Origin of the sequence: Burkholderia sp. Bp9031 (assembly GCF_003857965.1) — a bacterium.
Taxonomy (GTDB): domain Bacteria; phylum Pseudomonadota; class Gammaproteobacteria; order Burkholderiales; family Burkholderiaceae; genus Burkholderia; species Burkholderia ambifaria_A.
Genome location: NZ_QTPW01000027.1, coordinates 90,785 through 106,427, shown reverse-complemented (window position 1 = coordinate 106,427; position 15,643 = coordinate 90,785). Strand labels below are relative to the sequence as shown.

The 15,643-nt window shown below is 61.7% G+C and carries 11 protein-coding genes and 1 tRNA gene; 11 read left to right on the top strand and 1 reads right to left on the bottom strand.

Annotated features, from left to right (window positions below; all coding sequences use genetic code 11):
• The 10 genes from tuf to rpoC all read left to right on the top strand — a co-directional run.
• Window positions 1–1,176, top strand: a 1,176-nt coding sequence (gene tuf, locus DIE15_RS27970; RefSeq protein WP_260428359.1) for an elongation factor Tu, incomplete at its 5' end; no start/stop codon positions are given.
• 59 nt (window positions 1,177–1,235) lie between these two features.
• Window positions 1,236–1,311 (top strand) — tRNA-Trp (locus tag DIE15_RS27965).
• 42 nt (window positions 1,312–1,353) lie between these two features.
• Window positions 1,354–1,734 (top strand): preprotein translocase subunit SecE, encoded by a 381-nt coding sequence (gene secE / locus DIE15_RS27960; protein ID WP_124834844.1) that lies wholly within the window; start codon window positions 1,354–1,356, stop codon window positions 1,732–1,734.
• A gap of 1 nt (window position 1,735) precedes the next feature.
• A complete protein-coding gene (gene nusG, locus DIE15_RS27955; protein WP_006400672.1) occupies window positions 1,736–2,293 on the top strand; it encodes a transcription termination/antitermination protein NusG in 558 nt (185 codons plus the stop codon).
• Window positions 2,294–2,433: 140 nt separating this feature from the next.
• Window positions 2,434–2,865, top strand: coding sequence for a 50S ribosomal protein L11 (gene rplK, locus DIE15_RS27950; protein WP_006400671.1), 432 nt, complete (start codon window positions 2,434–2,436; stop codon window positions 2,863–2,865).
• Complete coding sequence (gene rplA, locus DIE15_RS27945; RefSeq protein WP_017333534.1) at window positions 2,866–3,564, top strand: 50S ribosomal protein L1; 699 nt, start codon at window positions 2,866–2,868, stop codon at window positions 3,562–3,564.
• A 307-nt stretch (window positions 3,565–3,871) separates the two neighbouring features.
• A complete protein-coding gene (rplJ, locus tag DIE15_RS27940) occupies window positions 3,872–4,369 on the top strand; it encodes a 50S ribosomal protein L10 (protein ID WP_021161756.1) in 498 nt (165 codons plus the stop codon).
• Between the two features lie 63 nt (window positions 4,370–4,432).
• On the top strand, window positions 4,433–4,807 hold the full coding sequence (rplL, locus tag DIE15_RS27935; protein WP_011350669.1) for a 50S ribosomal protein L7/L12: 375 nt from the start codon (window positions 4,433–4,435) through the stop codon (window positions 4,805–4,807).
• 377 nt (window positions 4,808–5,184) lie between these two features.
• Window positions 5,185–9,291, top strand: coding sequence for a DNA-directed RNA polymerase subunit beta (rpoB, locus tag DIE15_RS27930; protein ID WP_057924812.1), 4,107 nt, complete (start codon window positions 5,185–5,187; stop codon window positions 9,289–9,291).
• Window positions 9,292–9,312: 21 nt separating this feature from the next.
• Window positions 9,313–13,557, top strand: a complete 4,245-nt coding sequence (gene rpoC / locus DIE15_RS27925) for a DNA-directed RNA polymerase subunit beta' (RefSeq protein WP_057924811.1) — start codon at window positions 9,313–9,315, stop codon at window positions 13,555–13,557.
• Between the two features lie 21 nt (window positions 13,558–13,578).
• Here rpoC and DIE15_RS27920 read toward each other — a convergent pair whose 3' ends face one another.
• Window positions 13,579–13,794: a hypothetical protein gene (locus DIE15_RS27920; protein WP_124834843.1), complete on the bottom strand. Its 216-nt coding sequence runs from the start codon at window positions 13,792–13,794 to the stop codon at window positions 13,579–13,581.
• Between DIE15_RS27920 and recQ the strand changes: the two genes are divergently transcribed.
• Complete coding sequence (gene recQ, locus DIE15_RS27915) at window positions 13,793–15,640, top strand: DNA helicase RecQ (RefSeq protein WP_057924843.1); 1,848 nt, start codon at window positions 13,793–13,795, stop codon at window positions 15,638–15,640. The genes DIE15_RS27920 and recQ overlap by 2 nt on opposite strands.
• Window positions 15,641–15,643 lie beyond the last annotated feature (3 nt).

Genomic DNA, 15,643 nt, shown 5'->3' with positions numbered 1-15,643 from the left:
TTTGAGCGGACCAAGCCGCACGTCAACGTTGGAACGATTGGTCACGTTGACCACGGCAAGACGACGCTGACGGCAGCTATCACGACGGTGCTGACGAAGAAGTTCGGCGGCGAAGCGAAGGCCTACGACCAGATCGACGCGGCACCGGAAGAAAAGGCGCGCGGCATCACGATCAACACGGCACACGTCGAGTACGAAACGGCTAACCGCCACTACGCACACGTCGACTGCCCGGGCCACGCTGACTATGTGAAGAACATGATCACGGGCGCAGCGCAGATGGACGGCGCGATCCTGGTTTGCTCGGCAGCAGACGGCCCGATGCCGCAAACGCGTGAGCACATCCTGCTGGCGCGTCAGGTTGGCGTTCCGTACATCATCGTGTTCCTGAACAAGTGCGACATGGTGGACGACGCTGAACTGCTCGAGCTGGTCGAGATGGAAGTTCGCGAACTCCTGTCGAAGTACGATTTCCCGGGCGACGACACGCCGATCGTGAAGGGTTCGGCCAAGCTGGCGCTGGAAGGCGACACGGGCGAGCTGGGCGAAGTGGCGATCATGAGCCTGGCAGACGCACTGGACACGTACATCCCGACGCCGGAGCGTGCGGTTGACGGCGCGTTCCTGATGCCGGTGGAAGACGTGTTCTCGATCTCGGGCCGTGGTACGGTTGTGACGGGTCGTGTCGAGCGCGGCATCGTGAAGGTCGGCGAGGAAATCGAAATCGTCGGTATCAAGCCGACGGTGAAGACGACCTGCACGGGCGTTGAAATGTTCCGCAAGCTGCTGGACCAAGGTCAGGCAGGCGACAACGTTGGTATCCTGCTGCGCGGCACGAAGCGTGAAGACGTGGAGCGTGGCCAGGTTCTGGCGAAGCCGGGTTCGATCACGCCGCATACGCACTTCACGGCTGAAGTGTACGTGCTGAGCAAGGACGAAGGCGGCCGTCACACGCCGTTCTTCAACAACTACCGTCCGCAGTTCTACTTCCGTACGACGGACGTGACGGGCTCGATCGAGCTGCCGAAGGACAAGGAAATGGTGATGCCGGGCGACAACGTGTCGATCACGGTGAAGCTGATCGCTCCGATCGCGATGGAAGAAGGTCTGCGCTTCGCAATCCGCGAAGGCGGCCGTACCGTCGGCGCCGGCGTCGTCGCCAAGATCATCGAGTAAGCCAGTTATTCGTTGATCGACAGTTTTGGGGCTGGCATCAGCCAGTCCCAACATGGTTTAGGGGTATAGCTCAACTGGCAGAGCGTCGGTCTCCAAAACCGAAGGTTGGGGGTTCGATTCCCTCTGCCCCTGCCAAAAATCGCCACGTGCCACACGTGGCATTTGTTTTAAGGTGTTATGGCGAATCCATCCGTCGAAACTGTAAATACCTCCGGCGATAAGCTGATGCTGGCCCTGAGCGTATTGCTGGTCTTGGCCGGATTCGTGGGCTTCTTCTGGCTGGCCAACCAGCAGTGGTATGTCCGCGGTGCCGCGCTGGCGGTAGGTATCATCGCCGGCGTGGCCGTCGGGCTGATGTCCGCACCTGGCAAGAGCCTCATCGCATTTGCCAAGGATTCGTACAAGGAAGTCCGCAAGGTCGTTTGGCCCACCCGCAAGGAAGCAACGCAAACCACACTCGTCGTGTTCGGTTTCGTGCTCGTGATGGCGATTTTCCTCTGGTTGAGTGACAAATCGATCGAATGGGTGATTTTCTCGGCGATTCTGGGTTGGAAATGATATGAGCGATACTCCGGCATCCCCGAGCGGAAAGCGTTGGTACGTCGTGCACGCCTACTCCGGTATGGAGAAGAGCGTGCAGCGTGCGCTTCAGGAGCGCATCGAACGTGCTGGCATGCAGGACAAATTCGGTCAGATCCTGGTTCCGACCGAAGAAGTGGTCGAAGTCAAAGGCGGTCACAAGGCTGTGACCGAGCGTCGTTTCTTCCCCGGCTACGTGCTGGTGGAAATGGAAATGACGGACGAAACGTGGCACCTCGTGAAGAACACGGCAAAGGTCACCGGTTTCGTCGGCGGTGCGCGTAACCGCCCGACCCCGATTTCTCCGAAGGAAGTCGAAAAGATCATGTCGCAGATGCAGGAAGGCGTTGAGAAACCGCGCCCGAAAACCCTGTTCGAAGTTGGCGAGATGGTGCGTGTCAAGGAAGGTCCTTTCACGGATTTCAACGGCACGGTCGAAGAAGTCAACTACGAAAAATCGCGCGTGCGTGTGTCGGTCACCATCTTTGGCCGTTCCACCCCGGTCGAACTCGAGTTCGGTCAGGTCGAAAAAGTTTGATCCCGATTCGGTGGGCAGCCTCGGCTGCCCACGTTCGCGCTTACGGTCCGCGTTATGGCCGTTGAGGAGCGTCAGTAGCCAGCGGCGAACGCGCGTTATCACTCACCGAACGCCGTCTGGCGTTCCAACGAGGTTTACAAATGGCAAAGAAGATTGTCGGCTTTATCAAGCTGCAGATTCCTGCAGGTAAAGCCAACCCGTCGCCGCCGGTCGGTCCGGCACTGGGCCAGCGCGGCCTGAACATCATGGAGTTCTGCAAGGCGTTCAACGCGCAGACTCAAGGCATGGAGCCGGGTCTGCCGGTGCCGGTGGTCATCACGGCATACGCTGACAAGAGCTTCACGTTCGTGATGAAGACGCCGCCGGCGACCGTCCTGATCAAGAAGGCGGCGAAGGTGGACAAGGGCTCGAGCAAGCCGCACACCGACAAGGTCGGTTCGATCACGCGCGCCCAAGCCGAAGAAATCGCGAAGACCAAGATGCCGGACCTTACGGCAGCTGATCTGGACGCAGCCGTTCGCACCATCGCTGGTAGCGCACGCTCGATGGGCATCACTGTGGAGGGCGTGTAAATGGCTAAGATCTCCAAGCGCCGTCAGGCATTTGCCGCCAAGGTCGACCGTCAGAAGCTGTACGCGATCGAAGACGCACTGGCACTCGTGAAGGAATGCGCGAGCGCGAAGTTCAACGAGTCGATCGACGTCGCAGTTCAGCTCGGCATCGATGCAAAGAAGTCGGACCAGGTTGTTCGTGGTTCGGTCGTTCTGCCGGCAGGTACGGGCAAGTCGGTTCGCGTTGCTGTGTTCGCGCAAGGCGAGAAGGCTGAGCAGGCTCGTGCAGCAGGCGCGGAAATCGTCGGTATGGAAGACCTGGCTGAGCAGATCAAGGCTGGCCAGATGGACTTCGACATCGTGATCGCTTCGCCGGACACGATGCGTATCGTCGGTACGCTCGGTCAGATCCTCGGCCCGCGCGGCCTGATGCCGAACCCGAAGGTCGGCACGGTCACGCCGGACGTCGCGACCGCAGTCAAGAACGCGAAGGCTGGTCAGGTGCAATTCCGTGTCGACAAGGCCGGTATCATCCACGCGACCATCGGCCGTGCATCGTTCGAATCGACCGCACTGCGTTCGAACCTGTCGGCGCTGATCGAAGCGCTGCAGAAGGCGAAGCCGGCAACGAGCAAGGGTGTCTACCTGCGCAAGATCGCACTGTCGAGCACGATGGGCGTCGGCGTGCGTGTCGACCAGGCTACGCTGGCAGCACAGTAAGCAAGTATTCGGGCCGCTTCGTTCGCGAAGCGGCCTACATGGGCTTTGGGCGGTTGTTCGTGCAGTAGGGCGGGCGACCGGTTATCAAAGACCGTTGGTGGGACGCAGCAGGCAGGCGATCCCTTAATTCAAGCCAACGCAGATGGCGAACCCGAAAAAGTTTTGCAGTGGTGAAGCCGCAGGTCGTGAAGCGATTCACGGCGTGAGGTGGAAATACTCCTAACGAGGTCGGACGCCGTTGTTGAACGAGGTACGTGAGGTTCATGCCATACCGGCAAGCTGAACGTATCGTTTCTGGAGGCTAACCGTGCCGCTTAATAGAGAAGACAAGCAAGCCGTCGTCGCTGAGGTTTCCGCGCAAGTCGCGAAGGCTCAGACCGTTGTGCTGGCTGAGTATCGTGGAATTGCGGTTGGCGATCTGACCAAGCTGCGCGCGAAAGCGCGTGAGCAACAGGTTTACCTGCGCGTGTTGAAGAACACGCTGGCGCGTCGCGCTGTTGAAGGTACGCCTTTCGCTCCGCTGGCAGAGCAGATGACTGGTCCGCTGATCTACGGCATCTCGGAAGATGCAATTGCCGCTGCTAAGGTCGTCAACGACTTCAGCAAGAGCAATGACAAGTTGGTCATCAAGGCTGGTTCGTTCGATGGCAAGGTGATGGACAAGGCTGGCGTGCAAGCGCTGGCAAGCATCCCGAGCCGCGAAGAACTGCTCTCGAAGCTGCTGTTCGTTATGCAATCGCCTGTTTCGGGCTTCGCGCGTGCTCTGGCCGCGCTCGCCGAGAAGAAGCAAGCGGAAGCTGCGTAAGCGAACGTGCATCAGCGTTACTGATCGCTGGCTGTATCCGAATTCAATTTAGGAGTATTTCAAATGGCAATCGCAAAAGAAGACATCCTGGCAGCAGTCGAAGGGATGACCGTTCTGGAACTGAACGAACTGGTCAAGGCGTTCGAAGAGAAGTTTGGCGTGTCGGCAGCTGCAGTGGCAGTCGCTGGCCCGGCAGGCGGCGGCGCTGCTGCTGCTGCTGAAGAGCAGACCGAATTCACGGTCATGCTGCTCGAAGCAGGCGGCAACAAGGTTGCAGTCATCAAGGCAGTTCGTGAACTGACGGGCCTGGGCCTGAAGGAAGCGAAGGACCTGGTTGACGGCGCACCGAAGCCCGTCAAGGAAGCGGTGCCCAAGGCTGCTGCTGACGAAGCCAAGAAGAAGCTGGAAGACGCAGGCGCGAAGGCCGAAATCAAGTAAGTTTCGACGCGCTGTGCGAAGGCTGGCGGTATTTTCACCGCCGGCCTTTTTGTGCTTTGTGGGGACGTTATTCTGGCACTCTTTTGGGAGCCCGAATAATCGGCCCCAGAAGCCAAAGAAAACCGCCAAATCGTTGTCGATGGTCACGATTGGCGTTTCTCTTTGTCTTCTGAAGCGACTGCAGAAGGCAAGTTTGGTCGGGTAGCGGGCAACACAGGCATCCGCTGCCGTCAGCCAGCGGTTGGTAGCGGCCAACCACCAAGCTTCTCGGCTCGTTCAAGCCGTTGGACGGCCATCGGGTCTCAGTCGGTGAACACTCGGGTTTGAAACGTCCAGGTATTCCGCCTCGACAGCACCCGCCGTGATTCGGAGATCGTATGCAATATTCCTTCACCGAGAAGAAGCGCATTCGCAAGAGTTTCGCGAAGCGCCCCATCGTTCACCAAGTTCCGTTCTTGCTGGCCACCCAGCTTGAATCATTCAGCACGTTTCTGCAAGCCGATGTGCCGGTCACGCAACGCAAGCCTGAAGGTTTGCAGGCCGCATTCACATCGGTATTTCCCATTGTTTCGCACAACGGCTTCGCGCGCCTCGAGTTCGTGAGCTATGCGCTGTCCTCGCCGGCATTCAACATCAAGGAATGCCAGCAGCGGGGCCTGACGTACTGCTCCGCACTGCGCGCGAAGGTCCGCCTCGTCATCCTCGACAAGGAATCGCCGAACAAGCCGGTCGTCAAGGAAGTGAAGGAGCAGGAAGTGTACATGGGCGAAATGCCGCTCATGACGCCGACGGGCTCGTTCGTCATCAATGGCACCGAGCGTGTCATCGTCTCGCAGCTGCACCGTTCGCCGGGCGTGTTCTTCGAACACGACAAGGGCAAGACGCACAGCTCGGGCAAGCTGCTGTTCTCGGCACGGATCATTCCGTACCGCGGCTCGTGGCTCGACTTCGAATTCGATCCGAAGGACATCCTGTACTTCCGCGTCGACCGTCGCCGCAAGATGCCGGTCACGATCCTGCTGAAGGCCATCGGCCTCACGCCGGAACAGATCCTCGCGAACTTCTTCGTGTTCGACAACTTCACGCTGATGGACGAAGGCGCGCAACTCGAGTTCGTGCCCGAGCGCCTGCGTGGTGAAGTCGCGCGCTTCGACATCACGGATCGTGATGGCAAGGTCATCGTCCAGAAGGACAAGCGGATCAACGCGAAGCACATTCGCGACCTCGAAGCCGCGAAGACCAAGTTCATCTCGGTGCCGGAAGACTATCTGCTCGGCCGCGTGCTGGCGAAGAACGTCGTCGACGGCGATACCGGCGAAGTGATCGCGAACGCGAACGACGAAGTCACGGAAAGCGTGCTCGAGAAGCTGCGTGAAGCGGGCATCAAGGACATCCAGACGCTCTACACGAACGACCTGGACCAGGGTCCGTACATCTCGTCGACGCTGCGTGTCGACGAAACGACCGACAAGACGGCCGCGCGCATCGCGATCTACCGCATGATGCGTCCGGGCGAGCCGCCGACCGAAGAAGCGGTCGAGGCCCTGTTCAACCGTCTGTTCTACAGCGAAGAAGCGTACGACCTGTCGAAGGTCGGCCGTATGAAGTTCAACCGCCGTGTCAGCCGTGACGAGATCACCGGCCCGATGACGCTGCAGGACGACGACATCCTCGCGACGATCAAGATCCTCGTCGAGCTGCGCAACGGCAAGGGCGAAGTGGACGACATCGACCACCTCGGCAACCGTCGCGTGCGTTGCGTCGGCGAACTGGCGGAAAACCAGTTCCGCGCGGGTCTCGTGCGTGTCGAGCGCGCGGTCAAGGAACGCCTCGGCCAGGCCGAAAGCGAAAACCTGATGCCGCACGACCTGATCAACTCGAAGCCGATTTCGTCGGCGATCCGCGAGTTCTTCGGTTCGTCGCAGCTGTCGCAGTTCATGGACCAGACCAACCCGCTGTCGGAAATCACGCACAAGCGCCGTGTTTCCGCACTGGGCCCGGGCGGTCTGACGCGCGAACGCGCAGGCTTCGAAGTGCGTGACGTACACCCGACCCACTATGGCCGCGTGTGCCCGATCGAAACGCCGGAAGGTCCGAACATCGGTCTGATCAACTCGCTCGCACTGTATGCGCACCTGAACGAGTATGGCTTCCTCGAGACGCCGTACCGCAAGGTCGTGGACAGCAAGGTGACCGACCAGATCGACTACCTGTCGGCGATCGAGGAAGGCCGCTACATGATCGCGCAGGCGAACGCCGCGATCGACGAGAACGGCCAGTTGGTCGACGAACTCGTGTCGTCGCGTGAAGCCGGCGAAACGATGATGGTCACGCCGGACCGTATCCAGTACATGGACGTCGCGCCGTCGCAGATCGTGTCGGTTGCAGCTTCGCTGATTCCGTTCCTTGAACACGATGACGCGAACCGTGCACTGATGGGTTCGAACATGCAGCGTCAGGCCGTGCCGTGTCTGCGTCCGGAGAAGCCGGTCGTCGGTACGGGCATCGAGCGCACCTGCGCGGTCGACTCGGGCACGACGGTTCAGGCGTTCCGCGGCGGCGTCGTCGACTATGTCGACGCAGGCCGTATCGTGATTCGCGTGAACGACGACGAAGCGGTCGCAGGTGAAGTCGGTGTCGACATCTACAACCTGATCAAGTACACGCGTTCGAACCAGAACACGAACATCAACCAGCGTCCGATCGTGAAGATGGGCGACAAGGTCTCGCGCGGCGACGTGCTGGCCGACGGCGCCTCGACGGACCTGGGCGAGCTCGCGCTCGGCCAGAACATGCTGATCGCGTTCATGCCGTGGAACGGCTACAACTTCGAGGATTCGATCCTGATCTCGGAGAAGGTCGTGGCCGACGATCGCTACACGTCGATCCACATCGAAGAGCTGAACGTCGTTGCACGCGACACGAAGCTCGGACCGGAAGAAATCACGCGCGACATCTCGAACCTGGCGGAAGTCCAGCTCGGCCGTCTCGACGAATCGGGCATCGTGTACATCGGTGCGGAAGTCGAAGCGGGCGACGTGCTGGTCGGCAAGGTCACGCCGAAGGGCGAAACCCAGCTGACGCCGGAAGAGAAGCTGCTGCGCGCGATCTTCGGCGAGAAGGCTTCGGACGTGAAGGACACGTCGCTGCGCGTGCCGTCGGGCATGAACGGTACCGTGATCGACGTCCAGGTGTTCACGCGTGAAGGCATCCAGCGCGACAAGCGTGCGCAACAGATCATCGACGACGAACTGAAGCGCTACCGTCTCGACCTGAACGACCAGCTGCGCATCGTGGAAGGCGACGCGTTCCAGCGTCTCGCACGCATGCTGGTGGGCAAGGTCGCGAACGGCGGTCCGAAGAAGCTCGCGAAGGGTACGAAGATCGACCAGGCTTACCTGGAAGACCTCGACCACTACCACTGGTTCGACATCCGCCTGGCGGAAGACGAAGCAGCGGCACAGCTCGAAGCGATCAAGAACTCGATCGAAGAGAAGCGTCACCAGTTCGACCTCGCGTTCGAAGAGAAGCGCAAGAAGCTCACGCAAGGCGACGAACTGCCGCCGGGCGTGCTGAAGATGGTCAAGGTGTACCTCGCGGTGAAGCGTCGTCTGCAGCCTGGCGACAAGATGGCAGGCCGTCACGGTAACAAGGGTGTCGTGTCGAAGATCGTGCCGATCGAAGACATGCCGTACATGGCCGATGGCCGTCCGGCAGACGTCGTGCTGAACCCGCTCGGCGTTCCGTCGCGGATGAACGTGGGGCAGGTTCTGGAAGTGCACCTCGGCTGGGCCGCGAAGGGCCTCGGCTGGCGTATCGGCGAAATGCTGCAGCGTCAGGCGAAGATCGAGGAACTGCGCGTGTTCCTGACGAAGATCTACAACGAGTCGGGCCGCCAGGAAGACCTGGAAAGCTTTACCGACGACGAGATCCTCGAACTCGCGAAGAACCTGCGCGAAGGCGTGCCGTTCGCGACGCCGGTGTTCGACGGTGCGACCGAGGAAGAAATGGGCAAGATGCTCGACCTCGCGTTCCCGGACGAGATCGCAGAACAGCTCGGCATGAATCCGTCGAAGAACCAGGTCCGCCTGTACGACGGCCGCACGGGTGAAATGTTCGAACGTCGCGTGACGCTTGGCTACATGCACTACCTGAAGCTGCACCACTTGGTCGACGACAAGATGCACGCCCGTTCGACCGGTCCGTACTCGCTCGTCACGCAGCAGCCGCTGGGTGGTAAGGCGCAGTTCGGTGGCCAGCGTTTCGGTGAAATGGAAGTGTGGGCACTCGAAGCGTATGGCGCGTCCTACGTGCTGCAGGAAATGCTGACGGTGAAGTCGGACGACGTGAACGGCCGGACCAAGGTTTATGAAAACCTCGTCAAGGGCGATCACGTGATCGATGCAGGCATGCCGGAATCCTTCAACGTGCTCGTGAAGGAAATCCGCTCGCTCGGTATCGACATCGATCTCGACCGCAATTAATCGGACTACGGAGAGAAAGCAATGAAAGCTCTGCTCGATCTATTCAAGCAAGTCCAACAGGAAGAAGTTTTCGACGCGATCAAGATCGGTCTGGCCTCCCCGGACAAGATCCGTTCGTGGTCGTTCGGTGAAGTGAAGAAGCCGGAGACCATCAACTACCGTACGTTCAAGCCGGAACGCGATGGTCTCTTCTGCGCGAAGATCTTCGGGCCGATCAAGGACTACGAGTGCCTGTGCGGCAAGTACAAGCGCCTGAAGCACCGTGGCGTGATCTGCGAGAAGTGCGGCGTCGAAGTGACGCTGGCGAAGGTGCGTCGCGAACGCATGGGCCACATCGAACTGGCCTCGCCGGTCGCGCACATCTGGTTCCTGAAGTCGCTGCCGTCGCGTCTGGGCATGGTGCTTGACATGACGCTGCGCGACATCGAACGCGTGCTGTACTTCGAAGCGTACGTGGTGATCGAACCGGGCATGACGCCGCTGAAGGCGCGGCAGATCATGACCGAAGAGGATTACTACAACAAGGTCGAGGAATACGGCGACGAATTCCGTGCCGAGATGGGCGCGGAAGGCGTGCGTGAACTGCTGCGCGCGATCAACATCGACGAGCAGGTCGAGACGCTGCGCACCGAGCTGAAGAACACCGGCTCGGAAGCGAAGATCAAGAAGTACGCGAAGCGCCTGAAGGTCCTCGAGGCATTCCAGCGCTCGGGCATCAAGCCCGAGTGGATGATCCTCGAAGTGCTGCCGGTGCTGCCGCCGGAACTGCGTCCGCTCGTGCCGCTGGACGGCGGCCGTTTCGCGACCTCGGACCTGAACGACCTGTACCGCCGCGTGATCAACCGTAACAACCGGTTGAAGCGTCTGCTCGAGCTGAAGGCGCCTGAAATCATCGTCCGCAACGAAAAGCGGATGCTGCAGGAAGCCGTCGACTCGCTGCTCGACAACGGTCGTCGCGGCAAGGCGATGACGGGCGCGAACAAGCGTCCGCTGAAGTCGCTCGCCGACATGATCAAGGGCAAGGGCGGTCGTTTCCGTCAGAACCTGCTGGGCAAGCGCGTCGACTACTCGGGCCGTTCGGTCATCGTGGTCGGCCCGACGCTGAAGCTGCACCAGTGCGGTCTGCCGAAGCTGATGGCGCTCGAGCTGTTCAAGCCGTTCATCTTCAACAAGCTGGAAGTGATGGGCGTCGCGACGACCATCAAGGCTGCGAAGAAGGAAGTCGAGAACCAGACGCCGGTGGTGTGGGACATCCTCGAAGAGGTGATCCGCGAGCACCCGGTGATGCTGAACCGTGCGCCGACGCTGCACCGTCTCGGTATCCAGGCGTTCGAGCCGGTCCTGATCGAAGGCAAGGCAATTCAGCTGCACCCGCTCGTCTGCGCGGCGTTCAACGCCGACTTCGACGGTGACCAGATGGCCGTTCACGTGCCGCTGTCGCTCGAAGCGCAGATGGAAGCGCGTACGCTGATGCTGGCGTCGAACAACGTGCTGTTCCCGGCCAACGGCGATCCGTCGATCGTGCCGTCGCAGGATATCGTGCTGGGTCTGTACTACGCGACCCGCGAAGCGATCAACGGCAAGGGCGAAGGCCTGTCGTTCACCGGCGTGTCGGAAGTGATCCGCGCGTACGAGAACAAGGAAGTCGAGCTGGCATCGCGCGTCAACGTGCGGATCACCGAAATGGTCCACAACGAGGACACGTCGGAAGGCGCGCCGCAATTCGTGCCGAAGATCTCGCTGTACGCGACGACCGTCGGTCGCGCGATTCTGTCGGAGATCCTGCCGCACGGCCTGCCGTTCTCGGTGCTGAACAAGCCGCTGAAGAAGAAGGAAATCTCGCGCCTGATCAACACCGCATTCCGCAAGTGCGGTCTGCGTGCGACGGTCGTGTTCGCCGACCAGCTGATGCAGTCGGGTTTCCGTCTCGCGACGCGTGCCGGTATCTCGATCTGCGTGGACGACATGCTCGTGCCGCCGCAGAAGGAAACGATCGTCGGCGACGCCGCGAAGAAGGTGAAGGAGTACGACCGCCAGTACATGTCGGGTCTCGTCACCGCGCAGGAACGCTACAACAACGTGGTCGACATCTGGTCGGCAACGTCGGAAGCGGTCGGCAAGGCGATGATGGAGCAGCTGTCGACGGAGCCGGTGACGGACCGCGACGGCAACGAGACGCGCCAGGAGTCGTTCAACTCGATCTACATGATGGCCGACTCGGGCGCCCGGGGTTCGGCGGTGCAGATTCGTCAGCTGGCCGGTATGCGAGGCCTGATGGCGAAACCGGACGGCTCGATTATCGAGACGCCGATTACCGCGAACTTCCGCGAAGGTCTGAACGTGTTGCAGTACTTCATCTCGACCCACGGTGCACGTAAGGGTCTGGCTGATACGGCACTGAAGACCGCGAACTCGGGTTACCTGACGCGTCGTCTCGTCGACGTCACGCAGGATCTGGTGGTGGTCGAGGACGACTGCGGCACGTCGAACGGCGTGGCGATGAAGGCGCTGGTCGAAGGCGGTGAAGTTGTCGAAGCACTGCGCGACCGTATCCTCGGCCGCGTCGCGGTCGCGGACGTCGTGAACCCGGAAACGCAGGAAACGCTGTACGAATCGGGCACGCTGCTCGACGAAACAGCGGTCGAGGAAATCGAACGCCTCGGCATCGACGAAGTGCGCGTGCGCACGCCGCTGACCTGCGAAACGCGTTACGGTCTGTGCGCGGCCTGCTACGGTCGCGATCTGGGCCGCGGCTCGCTCGTGAACGTCGGCGAAGCAGTCGGCGTGATCGCGGCGCAGTCGATCGGTGAACCGGGCACGCAGCTGACGATGCGTACGTTCCACATCGGTGGTGCGGCATCGCGTGCGGCAGTGGCGTCGTCGGTCGAAGCGAAGAGCAACGGTATCGTGCGTTTCACGGCGACGATGCGTTACGTCACCAACGCGAAGGGCGAGCAGATCGTCATTTCGCGTTCGGGCGAGGCGCTGATCACCGACGATATCGGCCGCGAGCGCGAACGTCACAAGATCCCGTACGGCGCGACGCTGCTGCAGCTCGACGGCGCGGCGATCAAGGCCGGCACGCAGCTGGCGACGTGGGATCCGATGACGCGTCCGATCATCACCGAGTACGGTGGTACGGTGAAGTTCGAGAACGTCGAGGAAGGCGTGACCGTCGCGAAGCAGATCGACGACGTGACCGGCCTGTCGACGCTGGTCGTGATCGACGTGAAGCGTCGTGGTTCGCAAGCTTCGAAGAGCGTGCGTCCGCAGGTGAAACTGCTCGACGCGAACGGCGACGAAGTGAAGATCCCGGGCACGGAGCACGCAGTGCAGATCGGCTTCCAGGTCGGCGCACTGATCACCGTGAAGGACGGCCAGCAGGTGCAGGTGGGTGAAGTGCTCGCACGTATCCCGACCGAAGCGCAGAAGACGCGTGACATTACCGGCGGTCTGCCGCGGGTGGCGGAACTGTTCGAAGCGCGTTCGCCGAAGGATGCCGGCATTCTCGCGGAAGTCACCGGTACGACGTCGTTCGGCAAGGACACGAAGGGCAAGCAGCGTCTCGTCATCACGGACCTCGAAGGCAATCAGCACGAGTTCCTGATCGCGAAGGAAAAGCAGGTGCTGGTCCACGATGCTCAGGTCGTCAACAAGGGCGAAATGATCGTGGACGGCCCGGCGGATCCGCACGACATCCTGCGTCTGCAGGGTATCGAGGCGCTGTCGCGCTACATCGTCGACGAAGTGCAGGACGTGTATCGTCTGCAAGGCGTGAAGATCAACGACAAGCACATCGAGGTGATCGTTCGCCAGATGCTGCGTCGTGTGCAGATCACCGATAACGGCGATACGCGCTTCATCCCGGGCGAACAGGTCGAGCGTTCCGACATGCTGGACGAGAACGATCGCATGATCGCCGAGGACAAGCGCCCGGCTTCGTACGACAACGTGCTCCTCGGTATCACGAAGGCGTCGCTGTCGACCGACTCGTTCATCTCGGCGGCATCGTTCCAGGAAACGACCCGCGTGCTGACCGAAGCGGCGATCATGGGCAAGCGCGACGATCTGCGCGGCCTGAAGGAAAACGTGATCGTCGGTCGTCTGATCCCGGCCGGTACGGGTCTCGCGTTCCACAAGGCACGCAAGGCGAAGGAATCGTCGGATCGCGAGCGTTTCGACCAGATCGCAGCGGAAGAGGCATTCGACTTCGGCACGCCGAGCGCGCCGGCGGAAGAGCCGCAGCAACACCCGACAGCCGAGTAAGTGCGGGCGGCGCGAGCCGCCTCACGTTGCTGTATTCGCTGTCATCGAAACCGCCCGGTTCGCCGGGCGGTTTTTTTTGTCGTTCACGTGCATGACGGGCTTGCTGCGCGACTGCGCAGGCCTGTCATGCGCACTCGAACCCTGTCCGATTGGCCAACGTTGCACGATTCGCCACGCGCTGCGCGAGCGGGTTGTTAAAATTGCGGTCATCGTTCTGCCGTCCACTTTCTCGTTCATGTCCCGCGCCCTCGAAATCCTCGACGAAGTCTTTGGTTATTCCGCATTTCGCGGCCAGCAGGGCGAGATCGTCGAACACGTCGCTAGCGGCGGCGATTGCCTCGTGCTGATGCCGACGGGCGGCGGCAAGTCGCTGTGCTACCAGATTCCGGCGCTGCTGCGCCGCGAGGCCGGGCAGGGGGCGGGCATCGTCGTGTCGCCGCTGATCGCGCTGATGCAGGACCAGGTCGCCGCGCTCAGCGAAGTCGGTGTGCGCGCGGCCTACCTGAATTCGACGCTGTCGGGCGCCGAAGCCGCGGCGACCGAGCGTGCGCTGCGCGAAGGCGAGATCGACCTGTTGTATGTCGCGCCCGAGCGGCTGATGACCGGCCGCTTCCTCGACCTGCTCGAGCGCGCGAAGATCGGCCTGTTTGCAATCGACGAGGCGCACTGTGTGTCGCAGTGGGGACATGACTTCCGTCCCGAATACATTCAGCTGTCGGTGCTGCACGAGCGCTTCCCGTCAGTGCCGCGTATCGCGCTGACGGCGACCGCCGACGCGATCACGCGCGACGAGATCATCCATCGCCTCGCGCTCGACGATGCGCGCGTGTTCGTGTCGAGCTTCGACCGGCCGAACATCCGCTACCGTATCGTCGAGAAGGACAACGCTCGCTCGCAGCTGCTCGACTTCATCCGCGCGGAGCACACGAACGCGGACGGCACGACCGACGCGGGTGTCGTCTACTGCCTGTCGCGCCGCAAGGTCGAGGAAACGGCCGAATGGCTGAAGGCACAGGGCGTGCGCGCCCTGCCGTATCACGCGGGGATGGAGTTCGAGGTGCGGCAGAAGCACCAGGAAATGTTCCAGCGCGAGGAGGGCATCGTGATGTGCGCGACCATCGCGTTCGGCATGGGCATCGACAAGCCGGACGTGCGTTTCGTCGCGCACCTGGATCTGCCGAAGAGCGTCGAAGGCTATTACCAGGAAACGGGTCGTGCGGGCCGCGATGGGATGCCGGCGAACGCGTGGATGGCGTATGGGCTCGGCGACGTCGTCCAGCAGCGCAAGATGATCGACGAGTCCGATGCGGACGACGCGCACAAGCGCGTCCAGACGTCGAAGCTCGACGCGCTGCTTGGGCTGTGCGAGACGATCTCGTGCCGGCGCGTGCGATTGCTGAACTACTTCGGCGAGGCGAGCCAGCCGTGCGGCAACTGCGACACGTGCCTCGAGCCGCCCGATTCATGGGATGCGACGCGCGAGGCGCAGATGGCGCTGTCGTGCGTGTTCCGCGCGCAGCGCGCGAGCGGCTTCAATTTCGGCTCGAGCCACCTGATCGAGATCCTGCGCGGCGGCCGCACCGAGAAGGTGCTGCAGCGCGGTCACGACCAGCTCAGCACGTTCGGGATCGGCGCGTCGCTGTCCGAGCCCGAGTGGCGCGCGATTTTCCGGCAGCTCGTGGCGTATGGCTACCTCGCGGTCGATCATGGCGGTTTCGGCGCGCTCATGCTGACCGAAGCCGCGAAACCGGTGCTGAAGAACGAGGAGAAGGTCACGCTGCGCCGCTACGTGAAGCCGCAGCGCACGCGCCAGTCGTCGAGCCGCAGCGGCACGCGCGTCGACCCGACGGCCGGCATGGGCACGCGCGAGCGCGCCCGCTGGGACGCGCTGAGAACATGGCGCGCGGAAACCGCGAAGTCCGACGGCGTGCCGGCCTACGTGATCTTCCACGATGCGACGCTCGCGGAAATCGCGCGCAACGCGCCCGAGACGATTGACGACCTGCGCCATATCCCGGGCATGGGTGTGCGCAAGCTCGAACGCTTCGGCGACGAGATCATCGATGTCGTCGAATCGGCGTGACAC

Coding starts and splice junctions, on each gene's coding strand:
- rpoC (WP_057924811.1), top strand. CDS start 9,313: ATGAAAGCTCTGCTCGATCTATTCAAGCAAGTCCAACAGGAAGAAGTT.
- DIE15_RS27920 (WP_124834843.1), bottom strand. CDS start 13,794: ATGAACGAGAAAGTGGACGGCAGAACGATGACCGCAATTTTAACAACC.
- recQ (WP_057924843.1), top strand. CDS start 13,793: ATGTCCCGCGCCCTCGAAATCCTCGACGAAGTCTTTGGTTATTCCGCA.
- secE (WP_124834844.1), top strand. CDS start 1,354: ATGGCGAATCCATCCGTCGAAACTGTAAATACCTCCGGCGATAAGCTG.
- rplL (WP_011350669.1), top strand. CDS start 4,433: ATGGCAATCGCAAAAGAAGACATCCTGGCAGCAGTCGAAGGGATGACC.
- nusG (WP_006400672.1), top strand. CDS start 1,736: ATGAGCGATACTCCGGCATCCCCGAGCGGAAAGCGTTGGTACGTCGTG.
- rpoB (WP_057924812.1), top strand. CDS start 5,185: ATGCAATATTCCTTCACCGAGAAGAAGCGCATTCGCAAGAGTTTCGCG.
- rplK (WP_006400671.1), top strand. CDS start 2,434: ATGGCAAAGAAGATTGTCGGCTTTATCAAGCTGCAGATTCCTGCAGGT.
- rplA (WP_017333534.1), top strand. CDS start 2,866: ATGGCTAAGATCTCCAAGCGCCGTCAGGCATTTGCCGCCAAGGTCGAC.